The sequence below is a fragment of the Pseudomonas sp. KT_2_4 genome (genome assembly GCF_041410225.1).
In the GTDB taxonomy this organism is placed as follows: domain Bacteria; phylum Pseudomonadota; class Gammaproteobacteria; order Pseudomonadales; family Pseudomonadaceae; genus Aquipseudomonas; species Aquipseudomonas paracarnis.
Window position 1 is genome coordinate 3886055 of record NZ_CP166962.1, and the last position, 15044, is coordinate 3901098.

Genomic DNA, 15044 nt, shown 5'->3' on the forward strand with positions numbered 1-15044 from the left:
CTGTCGGCTACGTGCCGGCAATGGCCGTTATTTACGAGAAAAGTGCACCACCAGCCGGTCGCCGACGGTTTGCAGAATTTGCACCAGAATCAACAGCATCACCACAGTGACCACCATCACATCGGTCTGGAAGCGCTGGTAGCCAAAACGGATTGCCAGGTCGCCCAGGCCGCCAGCACCGACCACACCAGCCATCGCGGTGTAGGAAACCAGTGTAATAGCCGTCACCGTAATCGCCGCGAAGATGCCAGGGCGGGCCTCGGGCAATAGGGCATTGGTGATGATCTGGCGGGTGGTGGCGCCCATGGCCTGGGTGGCTTCGATGATGCCACGGTCCACTTCGCGCAGTGCGGTTTCCACCAGGCGCGCAAAGAATGGCGTAGCGCCGACGACCAACGGTGGGATCGCACCGGCAACACCCAGCGACGTGCCGGTGATCAGTACCGTGAACGGAATCATCACGATCAACAGAATGATGAACGGCAGCGAGCGCAAGATATTCACGATCAGCGACAACAGCGCGTACAGGCCTTTTTGTTCGAACAGCTGGCGCGGGCTGGTCAGGAACAACAGCACGCCCAGAGGCAGGCCCAGCAGCACGGTGAAGAACAGCGAGCCGAACAGCATGGTCATAGTGTCGCCGGTGGCGAGCCAGATTTCAGACCAGTCGATATTGGCGAAGAAACTCAGGAACACGTCCATCAGCGCAGCACCTCCATGTGAACGTCTGCGGCGGTGAAGCGTGCAAACGCAGCTTCCATGTCACCGCCGGTGACGGCGAGGGTCAGTTGCCCGTAAGGGATGTCTTTGATGCGGTCGATACGACCGGCAAGAATGCTGTAGTCCACACCGGTTTCCCGTGCGACGGTACCCAGCAGTGGCGCGTAGGTCGCGTCCCCTTGGAACGTCAGGCGCACGATACGGCCTGGCACATGGGCAAAGTCGTCGCGCTGCTCGCCTTCGTCCACCTGTTCGGCTTCTTGTACGAAGCGTTTGGTGGTCGGGTGCTTGGGGTGCAGGAACACGTCGGCCACCGAGCCTTGCTCGACGATCACCCCGGCGTCCATGACGGCGACCTGGTCGCATACGCGGCGGATCACGTCCATTTCATGGGTGATCAACACGATGGTCAGGTTCAACTCGCGGTTGATCTCGGCCAGCAGTTGCAGGACCGACGCCGTGGTTTGCGGGTCGAGGGCGCTGGTGGCTTCGTCACAAAGCAGGATTTTTGGCTTGGTCGCCAGGGCTCGGGCGATGCCGACGCGCTGTTTCTGGCCGCCGGACAACTGCGCCGGGTACTTCTTGGCGTGGTCCGACAAGCCGACGCGGGCGAGCAGCTCAGCCACACGTTGGTCGATTTCCTTGCGCGACAGTTCACCGGCGAGCGTCAGCGGCAGCGCGACGTTGTCGGCCACGGTCTTGGACGCCAGCAAGTTGAAGTGCTGGAAGATCATCCCGACCTGCTGACGGAAGCGGCGCAGGCCGTTGGCATCCAGGGCGGTGACTTCTTCACCGTCGACCGTGATCTGCCCGCCGCTGGGTTCTTCCAGGCGGTTGATCAGGCGCAGCAGTGTGCTTTTACCCGCACCCGAGTGGCCAATCAGGCCGAACACCTGGCCGTTGGCGACGCGCAGGCTGGTGGGGTGCAGGGCGGGGATATCCTTACCGGCGACGCGGTAGGTTTTATGGACGTTTTGAAACTCGATCACGTAGCGAACCTTGTGGGGCGCATTGAAAAGGGATCAGCGGTTAGCCGGGCGCGCATTTTAGCCTGTCCGTATAGCGTTTCTTAGCATTTATTTCGTATTCATCCAGTCATTTGGCAATAACGCGATCAAAGGTCATAAAAAAGGAACGGTGCAAAAACGCGTCAGTCACTACTTAAGCAACTCGATTTCCCAGGTGCCGTGCCTGGGGTTTTGCTCAAACGAGCCGGGGACCGCTCTGGCCACTTTGAATAAGGAGTTTTGACTGATGAGTACCAAGAAGCCAGCCACCCCGCCGAAGAGTGAACTCGCGGGCACTGATACCCTGGACCGTGGCAACACCAACGCCAAGCTGCAGGCGTTGGAAGAATTCCGTTCCGATGCAACCGGCCAGGCCCTGCGCACCAACCAGGGCGTGAAAATTTCCGATAACCAGAACAGCCTGAAAGTCGGCGCTCGCGGCCCGTCGCTGCTGGAAGACTTCATCATGCGTGAAAAGATCACGCACTTCGACCATGAACGCATCCCTGAGCGCATCGTGCATGCCCGTGGTACGGGGGCCCATGGCTATTTCCAGAGTTACGGCGACCATTCGGCGCTGACCAAGGCAGGTTTCCTGCGCACGTCTGAGCATAAAACCCCGGTGTTCGCGCGTTTTTCCACGGTGCAGGGCCCGCGTGGCTCCGGCGACACCGTGCGTGACGTTCGCGGTTTTGCCGTGAAGTTCTTCACCGACGAAGGCAACTTCGACCTGGTGGGCAACAACATGCCGGTGTTCTTCATCCAGGATGCGATCAAATTTCCTGACTTCGTCCACGCGGTGAAACCCGAGCCTCATAACGAGATTCCTACCGGCGGTTCGGCCCACGATACGTTCTGGGACTTTGTTTCGCTGCAACCGGAATCCGCGCACATGGTGATCTGGGCCATGTCCGACCGCGCCATTCCAAAAAGCCTGCGCGCCATGCAGGGCTTTGGGGTACACACCTTCCGTTTGATCAATACCGAAGGTAAGTCCAGCTTCGTGAAGTTCCACTGGCGTCCAAAAGTCGGCACCTGCTCGCTGGTATGGGATGAGGCGCAAAAGCTGGCCGGTAAAGATACGGACTACCACCGTCGTGACCTGTGGGAAGCGATTGAAAGCGGCGATTACCCCGAGTGGGAGCTGGGCGTACAGATCGTGGCCGAAGAAGACGAGCACAAGTTTGATTTCGACTTGCTCGACCCGACCAAGATCATTCCAGAAGAACTGGTACCGATCACGCCGCTGGGCAAAATGGTGCTCAACCGTAACCCGGACAACTTCTTCGCTGAAGTCGAGCAGGTTGCGTTTTGCCCGGGCCACATCGTGCCGGGCATCGACTTCACCAACGACCCATTGCTGCAGGGCCGTCTGTTTTCCTACACCGATACCCAGATCAGCCGACTGGGCGGGCCGAACTTTCATGAGATTCCAATCAACCGGCCTGTCGTGCCTTTCCATAACGGCCAGCGCGACGCTCAGCATCGCACCGTGATTGATAAGGGTCGTGCGTCCTACGAGCCAAACTCTATTGATGGTGGTTGGCCGAAAGAAACCCCTGCTGGTCCTACCGATGGTGGCTTTGAGTCCTACTACGAGCGCGTCGATGCCAACAAAGTACGTGAGCGCAGCGAATCCTTCGGTGACCATTTCTCCCAGGCGACGCTGTTCTACAACAGCATGAGCCACCACGAGAAAGAGCACATTATCGCGGCCTACAGTTTTGAGCTGGGCAAGGTGGAGCGCGAGTTCATCCGTGCGCGCCAGGTCAACGAGATCCTGGCCAATATCGACCTGGAGCTGGCCAAGCGCGTTGCGCAGAACCTCGGCTTGCCGGCGCCGACCAAGGGCACCGTGCCTGCCCGTGAAACGTCGTTGAAAGAATCGCCAGCCTTGAGCCAGGTGAATTTGCTATCGGGTGATATCAAAACGCGCAAAGTGGCGATTCTGGCAGCCAACGGCGTTGATGGTGCGGCCATTGACGCGTTAAAAGCCGCGCTTGAAGCTGAAGGCGCCCATGCCAAGTTGCTGGGGCCTACTTCGGCGCCGGTAACCACCGCGCAGGGCAAGACGCTGTCGGTCGACGCCTCCATGGAAGGCATGCCGTCCATTGCCTTCGACGCAGTGTTTATCCCGGGTGGCAAAGAGTCCGTGAAGGCGCTGAGCGGTGATGGCGTGGCGTTGCATTACGTACTGGAAGCCTACAAACACCTGAAGGCGATTGCGGTAGCCAGCGATGTGAAGCCGTTGCTGGACCTGCTGAAACTGGAGGAGGATGCGGGGTTGATCGTGGGCGCGGATGCCAAGGCGTTCAAAGCGTTTTTTGCGGCGATTGCCCAGCATCGGGTGTGGGAGCGTGAGCCGAAATCCAAGGCGATTCCGGCTTAACTTATCGGTTGTTTGTTAGGTCGTCATCGCAGGCAAGCCAGCTCCCACACTGTTCAAATGTGGGAGCTGGCTTGCCTGCGATGCTTTTAGTCCGCCTTGCGCGGAATCAGCACAACCTGCGCCGGAATATGTTTCAGGATTTGCCGGTGAATCTTCAGGTCATACCCCGAATCAATCCGCTTGACCCGCTTGGTCAGTAACGTGGCCAGCCACGGGTAATCCTGGGTGCGTGGCACCTGGATGCTGACGTCGCACTGGTAATTCACCACATCGGTGGCGATGGCGTCCAACTGATGGCGCATGTCTTCAACATCCGCAAGGTTCAGCGCCACGGTGGTGCTCGGCGCTGCCGGGTCGATGACCTTGGCGGCAGGCTTGGCCTCAGCGGCTTTCAACGCAGCTTCTGCCTGGTCCAATTCGGCTTTGCGCGCATGGCTGATGGCGCTGTTGACGCCACCGGTCAGCGCAGGGGCCTTGGGCATCAAGGCGCGGGCGCGGCTCAGGGCCGTGGCGGCAGCGTTGACGTCGCCTTTTTGCAACACGATCTGGCTGCGTTGCAGGTAGGCTTCGGCCAATTGACGCTGGTAGGCCTCAAGTGCCGGGTCATTGGGCGATTGGGCCTGCAATGCAGCCAGCTGGTCTTCGGCGGTGGCCAATTCGCTGCTGGCCAGGTTTTGTTCCAGCTGCGCGATGGCCGCAGCCCGCGGATCCGGAGCCTGGGGGGCAGCGGGCGGCGTACTTTGGCAGGCGCCCAGCAGCAGTGAAAATGCGGCAAGGAGCAGATAACGGGAGGTGAACGGCTTCATTCCTGCGACTCTCTATTTGCGCAAAAAGCGAGCAAGTCTACACCCCTCGACGGGGCAGGACAAAACTCAGCAGAAACAGGGCGGCCGCCGTAACCACAATCGACGGCCCGGCCGGTGTGTCCTTGAACCAGGACAGCGCCAGGCCACCACACACTGCAAGCATCCCCAGGAGGCTGGCGCCAATCGCCATCTGCTCCGGAGAGCGAGCGTGGCGCTGGGCGGCGGCGGCTGGAATGATCAGCAGCGACGTGATCAACAATACGCCGACAATCTTCATCGCGACAGCAATCACCACGGCGATGAGCAACATCAAGGCCATACGCAGGCCTGCGACGGGCAAGCCTTCTACCTTGGCCAGTTCTTCATGCACGGTGATCGCCAGCAACGGGCGCCACAGGGCCACCAGCAACGCCAGCACCGCAGCGCTGCCGCCGAGGATCCAGGCCAGGTCGGTCGGGCTGATCGCCAGCAGGTCGCCGAACAGGTAGGCCATCAGGTCGATGCGCACTTCATGCATGAAGCTCAGCACCACCAGGCCCAGAGACAAGGTACTGGGCGCAAGGATGCCCAGCAGTGTGTCGGAAGCCAGTGGCTGGCGTTGCTGCAGGGTCACCAGCAGCACGGCTAGCAGCAGGCAGCCGACGGTCACGGCGATGGCCGGGCTTACATCCAGCAGAAAGCCCATGGCCACGCCCAGCAAGGCAGCATGGGACAAGGTGTCGCCGAAATAGGCCATGCGTCGCCACACCACGAACGAGCCCAATGGGCCCGCCACCAGTGCCAAAGCCAAGCCTGCCAGCAGGGCGTAGAGCAGAAAATCAGCCATGCTTGCAGCTATCTCCATGAACGTGGGGGGTATCGACGACGGCGCCATGCAGGTCATGGGCGTGGTCATGGTGGTGATGGTAGATCGCCAGGCTCTGGGCGTTCTTGCCGAACAGCTCCACGAACGCCGGGTCGCCACTGACCTGTTCCGGGTGGCCGGAGCAGCACACGTGGCGGTTGAGGCAGACCACTTGGTCGGTGGTGCTCATGACCAGGTGCAAGTCGTGGGAGACCATCAGTACGCCGCAACCATGGCGGTCGCGCAGGCGGGTGATCAGGCTGTACAGCTCGGCCTGGCCGGCGACATCGACACCTTGCACGGGTTCATCGAGTACCAGCAGCTCGGGCTCGCGCAGCAGGGCGCGGGCCAGCAGCACGCGCTGCATTTCGCCACCGGAGATGCTTTGCACCGGGTTGTCGATGACGTGTTCGGCGCCGACTTCCTTAAGCGCAGCCTGGGCGCGGGCGCGGTCTACGCCAGGCACCAGGCGCAGGAAGCGCAATACGGAGAGCGGCAATGTCGGGTCCACGTGCAGCTTTTGCGGCATATAGCCCACGCGCAGCTTGGGCTTGCGCCAAACCGTGCCGCTGTGGGGCTTGAGCAGCCCGAGCACGGCGCGCACCAAGGTGGTTTTGCCGGCGCCGTTGGGGCCGATCAGGGTGACGATTTGCCCCGGTTCCACGCTCAGTGCGATGTTCTCCAGCACGTTTTGCCCGGCGAACGTGACCCCGACCTGCTCCAGGCGGATTAACGCATTGCTCATCAAACCCCCTGGCAGCCGGCGCACAGGCCGACCACTTCGACCGTTTGCCCTTCGACCTTGAAGCCGACGTCGGCAGAGCTTTTGATAATGGCGTCGCTGATGCTTTTTTGTTCAAGCTCAATGGCGGCGTGGCACTCGCGGCAGATCAAGAACTGGCCCTGATGCGCGTGCTCCGGGTGGTTGCAACCGACAAAGGCGTTAAGCGAGGCGATACGGTGCACCAGGCCGTTTTCCAGCAGGAAATCCAATGCACGGTAAACGGTGGGCGGCGCGGCGCGGCGGCCGTCCTGCTCGCTGAGGACGCCCAGAATGTCGTACGCGCCCAAAGGCTTGTGGCTCTGCCACACCAGCTCCAGCACCCGGCGACGCAAGGCAGTCAGGCGCAAGCCTTTCTTTGCGCACAGGGTGTCGGCCTCTGACAATGCGGTGTGCACGCAGTGAGAGTGGTCGTGGGGACGGCTGGCAAGCGGTGTTTTAGGCATGAGCGGCGACAGATATTTGATAGAGACGTTATTATGTTACCCGTTCCTACGCCATCGAGTGGTCATCGTGTCCCGACTTTTTCCCGTTTTTGTCGTATTTGTCACCAGTTTGTTCGTTGCGGGTGCCGCTCAGGCCGAGGTCAAGGTACTGACGAGCATCAAGCCGTTGCAACTGATTGCCGCTGCCGTGCAGGACGGCGTGGCTGTTCCAGAGGTATTGCTGCCGCCGGGGGCGTCGCCGCACAACTTCGCTTTACGCCCATCCGACGTACGGCGTGTGCAGTCGGTGGACCTGCTGTACTGGATCGGGCCGGACATGGAAACGTTTTTGCCGCGTGTGCTCAAAGGCCGTACGGCGCCAACGGTGGCCGTGCAGGACCTGCCAGGCATGAAACTGCGCATCTTCGGCGAAGATAGCCATTCACATGCCGATGAAGCCGACGAACATGACCATGATCACCGCCCAGGCAGTGTGGATGCGCACCTGTGGCTGTCCACGGTCAATGCACGTGTGATCGCCGCTCGGATGGCGGCCGATCTGAGCGCTGCCGACCCAGCCAATGCCGAGCGTTATCAGAGCAATGCGAAGGCCTTCGAAGAACGCCTGAACGCGCTGGATGCGCGCCTGAAGCAGCGTTTGGCGGGCGTTGATGGCAAACCATACTTCGTGTTCCACGAAGCCTTTGATTACTTCGAAGAGGCGTACGGTTTGAAGCATGCTGGCGTGTTCAGCGTGGCCGCCGAAGTGCAGCCGGGCGCGCAGCACGTAGCGGCGATGCGCGCGCGTTTGCAGGAAGTGGGCAAGACTTGCGTGTTTAGCGAGCCGCCGTTGCGACCTCGCTTGGCCGAAACCCTGGTGGCCGGGTTGCCGGTGAAGTTGGCGGAATTGGATGCGTTGGGTGGCTATACGCCGGCTACCGCGCAGGGTTATGAGCAGGTGCTGGAAAAACTCGGCAATGATCTGGCCGGTTGCCTGGAGTCGCTCTAACAGGTAACACAAAACTCCTGTGGGAGCGGGCTTGCCCGCGATAGCGTTGGCTCAGTTGATACCGCTATCGCAGGCAAGCCAGCTCCCACATTGACCGAGTCGGTCTTTTAAAGCGCGAACGGTAGGTGGAGCGTGACCTGCTGACGCTGCGCCAGGCGATGCTCGAACTCAGCCGGGTCGTGAATCAACACATCCTGCCCGGCAAATGACTCGGCCGCGATCAGCCGGGACAGCCAGAACCGTACGCACGCCACGCGCAGCATGGTCGGCCATAGCTCGGCTTCCTTCGCGGTAAACGCTCGTAGCCCCGCGTAAGCGCCCAGCAGCGCCCGGGCACGGTGACCGTCAATCACGCCATCGGCATCCGAGCACCAGTCATTCAAGGCGATTGCCACGTCGTAGAGCATCGGCCCCGAACAGGCGTTGTAGAAGTCGATCAGGCCCGTCAGGTGCGTGCCTTCAAACATCGCGTTATCGCGAAACAGATCGGCGTGCACATTCGCTCGTGGCAGGCCGAGGATGTCAGCCTTGTGAGCGTCGATCTCGGCTAGCGCATCGCGCAACAGGCGTTGCTGGGCCTCGTTGAGGTGCGAAATAAGCTGCGCGCCCTCGCTGAGCATCCACGCCAGGCCGCGGTCGGTCTTGCGTTCAAGTACCTTTTCGCCCTGGGTGGCCAAGTGCAGGTGGCCGAGCAGTTCGCCAACCTGGGCGCAATGCTGCGCATTGGCCTCCTTGATGTGCTTGCCCGCCAGGCGCGGTTGCAGCAAGGCCGGTTTGCCCTTGAGTTCGCGCAAAGCGATACCGTCGGTGGTACGCAGGGCGTACGGCACAGGCAGATCGGCGTCGTGGAGCACGTCAAGCAGTTCGATGAAGAACGGCATTTCTGCCACCGGGCCACGCTCAACCAGGGTCAGGACGAATTCACCCTGTTCCAGGCTGATAAAGAAATTGGTGTTTTCGCTGCCGGCGGCAATCCCCTGGAAATCAAGCAGGCGGCCGAGCCCGTAAGGGGCGAGAAAGGTTTCCAGCTCGGGCCGAGCCAGGGGGGTGAACACAGACATGGTTAAAACTGCCGTTACGGGCGCTGCGGTGGGCAGCGCCGGTTAAAATTAAGAAATCATTTCCATTCGAAGATCTTCCATGACGGGATCAGCATATCCGGCTGGTCAGAGCGGATGAAGTTCGCGTCGGTGCCGTCCGCACGTACCAGAAAGTACGGTGGTGCGCCCTTCGGGGTGACTTTGATTGCGTACAGAAAGCCGTTTTGGCGGTATTCCTGGATGGTTTTGTCGCCTTCCGTGCGAATGGTAACTTCCGGATCACCTCCAGGGGCACTGTCTGCCGCCGTGGCAGCCATCGGAGCGAGTGCAATCAAACCGGTCAACAGCAGGCGATTGAATGTACGCATGATAACCTTGTCCCTTTGTTTTCATTGGTCCGGCTATTCTAGCGCCTGACCCGCCGAAAAGGTTGATCCTGCTCATGAGCCAAGCGCCCCTCGTCCTGGTGGACGGTTCTTCTTATCTGTACCGCGCCTTCCACGCGCTGCCACCGCTGACCACCTCCAAAGGCCTGCCCACCGGTGCGGTCAAGGGCGTGTTGAACATGCTCAAAAGCCTGCGCAAGCAGTACCCGGACAGCCCATTTGCCGTGGTTTTCGACGCCAAGGGTGGGACGTTTCGCGATGAGATGTACGCCGAATACAAAGCCAACCGCCCGAGCATGCCCGATGACATGCGCCTGCAGATCGAGCCGCTGCATCAAAGCGTGATCGCTCTTGGCTTCCCGTTGCTGTGCGTCGAGGGCGTTGAGGCCGATGACGTGATCGGCACTCTGGCCCGCAGCAGCGCGGCCGCCAGCCGCCCGGTAGTGATCTCGACCGGTGACAAAGACATGGCGCAGTTGGTGGACGGCCACATTACCTTGGTCAACACCATGACCGGTAGCTCGATGGACATCGAGGGCGTTAAGGAGAAATTCGGTGTCGCTCCGGAGCAGATCATCGACTATCTGGCGTTGATGGGGGATTCGTCCGACAACATTCCCGGCGTTCCGGGCATTGGCCCCAAGACCGCCTCTGGCTTGCTGGTAGGGGTCAATGGCGGCCTCAAAGAGCTTTATGAGCAGCTGGATATTGTGCCGACCCTGCCCATCCGTGGGGCCAAGACCCTGCCGGCCAAGCTGGAAGAGCATAAGGAGATGGCATTCCTGTCTTATCAGTTGGCGACGATCAAGATCGATGTGCCGCTGGATATCGGGTTGGATGATTTGCACCTGATCGAACCGGATCGCGAAAAGCTGCTGGAGCTGTACACGCTGCTTGAGTTCAAAAGCTGGTACGACGAGATCCAGCGCGATGCCAAGCGTGTCGAGCTCAAATCGGCGAGCGAAGTTGCGCCTGCCGCCGAAATGCCGGTCGAGGCTGTTATATCGGTACCGGTAGAGGCCGTTTACACCACCATTCTGGACCAGGCCACCTTCGACGTGTGGCTGAAAAAACTCCACGATGCGCCGTTGTTTGCTTTCGACACCGAAACTACCGGCATCGACGCCCAGCAGGCGCAATTGGTCGGGGTCTCGTTTGCTGTGCAGCCCCATGAAGCCGCCTACATCCCGCTGACCCATTCCTATATCGGCGCGCCGGATCAGTTGGACCGCGACACCGTGCTGCTGGCCCTGAAACCGCTGCTGGAAGACCCGACCAAACTCAAGGTGGGCCAGCACGCCAAGTTCGATATGAACATCCTGGCCAACTGCGCCATTGGCGGCGACCCTGCCCAGGGCATTACCGTGCGCGGCATCGCCTTCGACACCATGCTCGAATCCTACGTGCTCAATTCCACCGCGACGCGGCACGATATGGACAGTCTGGCGAAGAAGTACCTGGACCACGACACGGTCAGCTTCCAAGACATCGCCGGCAAAGGTGCAAAGCAACTCACGTTCGACCAGATCGCCCTTGAGCAAGCCGGCCCCTACGCGGCCGAAGATGCCGACGTGACCTTGCGCCTGCATCAGCACTTGTACGCGCAACTGGCCGCGATCCCGACCCTGGCCAGTGTGCTGACGGACATCGAGATGCCGCTGGTGCCGGTGCTGGCACGCATCGAGCGCCAGGGCGCACTGGTAGACAAGGACCTGCTCGGCATCCAGAGCATCGAGCTGGGTAACAAGATGGTCGAGCTGGAGCGCCAGGCGTACGAGATCGCCGGTGAAGAATTCAACCTGGGTTCGCCCAAGCAGCTCGGGGCGATCCTGTACGAGAAGCTCGGCATGCCGGTGCTGAAGAAAACCGGCAAGGGCCAGGCATCCACGGCTGAGGAAGTACTGGCCAAACTGGCCGAGGATGATTTCCCGCTGCCCAAGGTACTGATGCAGTACCGCAGCATGAGCAAGCTCAAAAGTACCTATACCGACCGCCTGCCGGAACAGATCAACCCGCGTACCGGGCGTATTCATACGTCCTACCATCAGGCCGTCGCGGCGACCGGGCGCTTGTCCTCCAGCGATCCGAACCTGCAGAACATCCCGGTGCGCACCGCCGAGGGGCGGCGCATTCGCCAGGCGTTTGTCGCGCCCAAGGGTTACAAGCTACTAGCGGCGGACTATTCGCAGATCGAGCTGCGGATCATGGCGCATTTGTCCAAGGACGAAGGCTTGATGAACGCCTTCCGCAATGACCTGGACGTGCACACGGCCACGGCGGCCGAAGTGTTCAAGGTCGAGTTGAATGAGGTCACGTCCAACCAGCGCCGCAGCGCCAAGGCGATCAACTTCGGCCTGATTTACGGCATGGGCGCCCAGAAGCTGGGTAAGGACATCGGCGTCGATACCAAGACCGCCAAGGCTTACATCGATGTGTACTTCGCCCGCTACCCAGGGGTGCGCGAATACATGGAGCGCACCCGCGCCCAGGCGGCGGATCAGGGGTATGTCGAAACGTTCTTCGGACGACGGCTGTACTTGCCGGATATCAACTCCAACAAGCCCCAGGAGCGCGCGGCGGCCGAGCGCACGGCGATCAACGCGCCGATGCAGGGCACGGCGGCGGACATCATCAAGAAAGCCATGGTGCAGGTGGATAACTGGCTGACCGAGTCGGGCCTGGATGCCAAGGTTATCCTTCAAGTGCACGACGAATTGGTGCTGGAGGTGCGTGAAGACTTGGTCGCGCAGGTCAGCGAGAAGATTCGCGAGCATATGAGCGCGGCGGCGCAGTTGGACGTGCCTTTGGTGGTGGACGTAGGCGTAGGCGATAACTGGGACGAGGCGCACTGATTCTGCGGCTTTGCCATCATCGCCAGTGGTGGCGAAGCGGTTTAGAGCGCAAACGGGGGTCAGTTATTTCCAATAGTTTTTTGAGCCTGTCGGAACTTAACCTGTGAACTGCCACTCAGAGTTACTGAATGGGTGGTGAAGCCCTTCAATGCTCCTATGTTGTGTTAAGTGTTGGCAGATAATTCCGGACCCCGCCCTAGCGGTCCGGAACTTGAACCCCGAACTTCCCCTCCCCAAAAGAAGTCCGGGGTTTTTTTTGCCCGCAGAAAAGTTATTCGGCGATTTCTGCGCCCTTGTCCGCCAATTCCATCCAGCCGGCCAGTACGGTGTAGGCTTCTTCCAGGCCCATGCGCTTGGGGGCGGAGAACAGTTGAATCGTGATGGTATCGCCCCAGCCCTTACGGATTTCGGACTGCACTTTGAGCAGGGTGTTCTTGGCTGCGCCGTAGGTGAGCTTGTCGGCCTTGGTCAGCAAAATGTGCATCGGCATGCCGCTGGCGACAGCCCAGTCGAGCATCAGCAAGTCGAAGTCGGTCATTGGATGACGGATATCCATCATCAGAATCAAACCCTTCAAACTCTCGCGACCACCCAGGTAAGCCTCAAGGTGACGCTGCCAGTGCAGCTTCAGCGGGATAGGTACTTTTGCATAACCGTAGCCCGGCAGGTCGACCAGACGCCGATCATCGTCTAGCTTGAAGAAATTGAGTAGTTGCGTGCGGCCCGGGGTTTTCGAGGTGCGCGCCAGGCTGGCGTGAGTCAGGGTGTTCAGTGCGCTGGATTTACCGGCGTTGGAACGGCCGGCAAAGGCGACTTCAAAGCCCTCGTCATCGGGGCATTGGTCCACTTTGGCGGCGCTGAGCATGAAGGTGGACTGTTGGCACAGGCCGAGGATGGGGTTCTTGAGTTGCATGAGATTTCCGATGTGGGCGGTGCCGAGAAAGGGTGCGGCAAGCGGTGTCGTTTCCGTTTCAGTAGCGCCAGTATATAATGCCGCAGATTTTGTGTGTGCTTTGTCCCAGCGAAGGATGAGGTTCACGGGAGCGAAAGACCTTTATTGCGCATTAGAACGCAAAACGCTCTCAAACCCTGAATAGGTCGATGTATGGACCGACGGTTGCTCGCTTCTGCTGCCCTGATTCCGCTTTACGGCGCTCAGGCTACACAGGATCAACCGAGTTTGCATGGTCAGGCTGACGCAGTGCGTGACCCAGGGTTTCAAGGCAATGCCGCCGCGTGGTTTGTGCATGGACTGCAGTACTGAGGATTACCAGGCCGTCATTGATTTGATGGTGAGTAAACCCGGTAGATAACTCTTAAACCCTTAGCCGTAGTTGGATTAGCTGATGAACAAACTGATCGTGAGTCTGCTGTTGACCTTGGGCATCACAGGCGCTGCCGTCGCTGCAGAGGGCCCCGTCAAAGGTGATGCCACTGCCGGTCAAGCGAAGGCCGCCGTGTGTGGTGCCTGCCACGGGCCGGATGGTAACAGCCCGGCGCCGAACTTCCCCAAACTGGCCGGCCAGGGTGAACGTTACCTGAGCAAGCAGATGCACGACATCAAGGACGGCAAGCGCACGGTGCTGGAAATGACCGGCCTGCTGACCAATCTCAACGATCAGGACCTGGCGGACCTCGCGGCGTATTTTGCCAGCCAGAAGGGCAGCGTGGGAGCTGCCGACCCTAAACTGGTCGCCCGCGGAGAGCAGTTGTTCCGTGGCGGTAACCTGGAAAAAGGCTTGCCTGCCTGCACCGGTTGCCACTCGCCCAATGGCGCAGGCAACGCTGCCGCAGGCTTCCCGCACCTGAGCGGCCAGCACGCCACCTACATCGCCAAGCAGTTGACCGACTTTCGCAAAGAAGAAGCCGGCCGGGCCAACGATGGGGACGCCATGACCATGCGCACCATCGCTCGCAAGCTGAGCGACGAAGACATCGCAGCCCTCTCCAGTTATATCCAGGGCCTGCACTGACGGGGCTGGGCGTTAACGCTCGATTAATCCCGCGATGCAAGCATAAAAAGGGTGGCTCAGGCCGCCCTTTTTTGTGGCCGCTGCCGTTACACTAACGAACTCATGTCCGCGTAGACCTGTCACAACAAAGGTCGCGTGAGGCGACTTTATTTGTCCAGGAGTAAAGCATGCGTAATCTGATCCTCAGCGCCGCTCTCGTCACTGCCAGCCTCTTCGGCATGACCGCACAAGCTGCCGATGTGCCGCTTGAAGCCGGTAAAACCTATGTTGAGCTGTCTAATCCGGTTCCGGTTGCGGTACCCGGCAAGATCGAGGTGGTGGAGCTGTTCTGGTACGGTTGCCCGCATTGCTACGCGTTCGAGCCGACTATCAACCCATGGGCTGAAAAGCTGCCCAAGGACGTTAACTTCCGTCGCATTCCCGCCATGTTCGGTGGCCCATGGGACGCCCACGGCCAACTGTTCCTGACCCTGGAAGCCATGGGTGTTGAGCACAAGGTCCACAACGCCGTCTTCGAAGCAATTCAGAAACAGGGCAAGCGCCTGACCAAACCGGACGAAATGGCTGACTTCGTTGCTACTCAAGGTGTCGACAAGGACAAGTTCCTGGCGACCTTCAACTCTTTCGCTATCCAGGGCCAGATCAAACAGGCCAAGGAGCTCGCGCAGAAGTACGGCGTGCAAGGCGTTCCAACGCTGATCGTCAACGGCAAATACCGTTTCGACCTGGGCAGCACCGGTGGTCCTGAAGCGACCCTCAACGTTGCTGACCAGCTGATTGCCAAAGAACGCGCTGCCAAGTAAGGGGCTCGC

Annotated in this window: 14 protein-coding genes and 1 pseudogene; 6 read left to right on the plus strand and 9 right to left on the minus strand. The window is 60.1% G+C overall.

All coding sequences use genetic code 11. The annotated features are described in order from the left end of the window. Nucleotides 1-27: 27 nt before the first annotated feature. Together AB9N64_RS18035 and AB9N64_RS18040 are read right to left on the minus strand one after the other, a co-directional pair. The gene (locus tag AB9N64_RS18035) at nucleotides 28-702 is read right to left on the minus strand and encodes a methionine ABC transporter permease (RefSeq protein ID WP_003187354.1); all 675 of its coding nucleotides are present in this window, start codon (nucleotides 700-702) and stop codon (nucleotides 28-30) included. Then, nucleotides 702-1709, minus strand: a complete 1008-nt coding sequence (locus AB9N64_RS18040; RefSeq protein WP_014716332.1) for a methionine ABC transporter ATP-binding protein — start codon at nucleotides 1707-1709, stop codon at nucleotides 702-704. Before AB9N64_RS18040 ends, AB9N64_RS18035 begins: the two co-directional genes overlap by 1 nt. Nucleotides 1710-1974: 265 nt before the next feature. Between AB9N64_RS18040 and katE the strand changes: the two genes are divergently transcribed. Further along, on the plus strand, nucleotides 1975-4116 hold the full coding sequence (katE, locus tag AB9N64_RS18045; RefSeq protein WP_371359579.1) for a catalase HPII: 2142 nt from the start codon (nucleotides 1975-1977) through the stop codon (nucleotides 4114-4116). An 86-nt stretch (nucleotides 4117-4202) separates the two neighbouring features. Here katE and AB9N64_RS18050 read toward each other — a convergent pair whose 3' ends face one another. Genes AB9N64_RS18050 through zur form a run of 4 tightly spaced genes read right to left on the minus strand, consistent with a single transcriptional unit; the run spans nucleotide 4203 to nucleotide 6993 of the window. Continuing rightward, nucleotides 4203-4922: a PA5502 family lipoprotein gene (locus AB9N64_RS18050; RefSeq protein ID WP_014716334.1), complete on the minus strand. Its 720-nt coding sequence runs from the start codon at nucleotides 4920-4922 to the stop codon at nucleotides 4203-4205. A gap of 37 nt (nucleotides 4923-4959) precedes the next feature. After that, entirely contained in the window at nucleotides 4960-5748 is a 789-nt protein-coding gene (gene znuB / locus AB9N64_RS18055; protein WP_014716335.1) for a zinc ABC transporter permease subunit ZnuB, read from the minus strand. Continuing rightward, nucleotides 5741-6511 carry a zinc ABC transporter ATP-binding protein ZnuC gene (znuC, locus tag AB9N64_RS18060; protein WP_003187361.1) on the minus strand — a complete coding sequence of 257 codons (771 nt, stop codon included), beginning with the start codon at nucleotides 6509-6511 and terminating at the stop codon, nucleotides 5741-5743. Before znuC ends, znuB begins: the two co-directional genes overlap by 8 nt. Further along, nucleotides 6511-6993, minus strand: a complete 483-nt coding sequence (gene zur / locus AB9N64_RS18065) for a zinc uptake transcriptional repressor Zur (protein WP_014716336.1) — start codon at nucleotides 6991-6993, stop codon at nucleotides 6511-6513. The genes znuC and zur overlap by 1 nt, the downstream gene beginning before the upstream one ends. A gap of 58 nt (nucleotides 6994-7051) precedes the next feature. Here zur and AB9N64_RS18070 point away from each other — a divergent pair, with 58 nt between their 5' ends. After that, nucleotides 7052-7981, plus strand: coding sequence for a zinc ABC transporter substrate-binding protein (locus AB9N64_RS18070; protein WP_003187364.1), 930 nt, complete (start codon nucleotides 7052-7054; stop codon nucleotides 7979-7981). A 107-nt stretch (nucleotides 7982-8088) separates the two neighbouring features. Here the strand turns inward: AB9N64_RS18070 and AB9N64_RS18075 are convergent, their stop codons facing one another. After that, complete coding sequence (locus tag AB9N64_RS18075) at nucleotides 8089-9042, minus strand: homoserine kinase (protein WP_014716337.1); 954 nt, start codon at nucleotides 9040-9042, stop codon at nucleotides 8089-8091. Between the two features lie 56 nt (nucleotides 9043-9098). Further along, a complete protein-coding gene (locus AB9N64_RS18080; RefSeq protein ID WP_014716338.1) occupies nucleotides 9099-9389 on the minus strand; it encodes a DUF2782 domain-containing protein in 291 nt (96 codons plus the stop codon). Nucleotides 9390-9463: 74 nt separating this feature from the next. Here AB9N64_RS18080 and polA point away from each other — a divergent pair, with 74 nt between their 5' ends. After that, the gene (polA, locus tag AB9N64_RS18085; RefSeq protein ID WP_038448371.1) at nucleotides 9464-12259 is read left to right on the plus strand and encodes a DNA polymerase I; all 2796 of its coding nucleotides are present in this window, start codon (nucleotides 9464-9466) and stop codon (nucleotides 12257-12259) included. A gap of 271 nt (nucleotides 12260-12530) precedes the next feature. Here polA and yihA read toward each other — a convergent pair whose 3' ends face one another. Beyond that, nucleotides 12531-13172, minus strand: a complete 642-nt coding sequence (gene yihA, locus AB9N64_RS18090; protein ID WP_003187369.1) for a ribosome biogenesis GTP-binding protein YihA/YsxC — start codon at nucleotides 13170-13172, stop codon at nucleotides 12531-12533. A 192-nt stretch (nucleotides 13173-13364) separates the two neighbouring features. On the opposite strand from yihA, the pseudogene AB9N64_RS18095 reads away from it, so the two are divergent. From AB9N64_RS18095 to dsbA, 3 genes and pseudogenes are all read left to right on the plus strand, one after another. After that, nucleotides 13365-13572, plus strand: a pseudogene (locus AB9N64_RS18095) (cytochrome). A 33-nt stretch (nucleotides 13573-13605) separates the two neighbouring features. Beyond that, nucleotides 13606-14232 (plus strand): cytochrome c4, encoded by a 627-nt coding sequence (locus AB9N64_RS18100; protein WP_014716340.1) that lies wholly within the window; start codon nucleotides 13606-13608, stop codon nucleotides 14230-14232. Nucleotides 14233-14399: 167 nt separating this feature from the next. Then, nucleotides 14400-15035, plus strand: a complete 636-nt coding sequence (gene dsbA / locus AB9N64_RS18105; protein ID WP_014716341.1) for a thiol:disulfide interchange protein DsbA — start codon at nucleotides 14400-14402, stop codon at nucleotides 15033-15035. Nucleotides 15036-15044 lie beyond the last annotated feature (9 nt).

Coding starts and splice junctions, on each gene's coding strand:
- AB9N64_RS18035 (WP_003187354.1), bottom strand. CDS start 702: ATGGACGTGTTCCTGAGTTTCTTCGCCAATATCGACTGGTCTGAAATC.
- katE (WP_371359579.1), top strand. CDS start 1,975: ATGAGTACCAAGAAGCCAGCCACCCCGCCGAAGAGTGAACTCGCGGGC.
- AB9N64_RS18050 (WP_014716334.1), bottom strand. CDS start 4,922: ATGAAGCCGTTCACCTCCCGTTATCTGCTCCTTGCCGCATTTTCACTG.
- znuB (WP_014716335.1), bottom strand. CDS start 5,748: ATGGCTGATTTTCTGCTCTACGCCCTGCTGGCAGGCTTGGCTTTGGCA.
- znuC (WP_003187361.1), bottom strand. CDS start 6,511: ATGAGCAATGCGTTAATCCGCCTGGAGCAGGTCGGGGTCACGTTCGCC.
- zur (WP_014716336.1), bottom strand. CDS start 6,993: ATGCCTAAAACACCGCTTGCCAGCCGTCCCCACGACCACTCTCACTGC.
- AB9N64_RS18075 (WP_014716337.1), bottom strand. CDS start 9,042: ATGTCTGTGTTCACCCCCCTGGCTCGGCCCGAGCTGGAAACCTTTCTC.
- AB9N64_RS18080 (WP_014716338.1), bottom strand. CDS start 9,389: ATGCGTACATTCAATCGCCTGCTGTTGACCGGTTTGATTGCACTCGCT.
- polA (WP_038448371.1), top strand. CDS start 9,464: ATGAGCCAAGCGCCCCTCGTCCTGGTGGACGGTTCTTCTTATCTGTAC.
- yihA (WP_003187369.1), bottom strand. CDS start 13,172: ATGCAACTCAAGAACCCCATCCTCGGCCTGTGCCAACAGTCCACCTTC.
- AB9N64_RS18100 (WP_014716340.1), top strand. CDS start 13,606: ATGAACAAACTGATCGTGAGTCTGCTGTTGACCTTGGGCATCACAGGC.
- dsbA (WP_014716341.1), top strand. CDS start 14,400: ATGCGTAATCTGATCCTCAGCGCCGCTCTCGTCACTGCCAGCCTCTTC.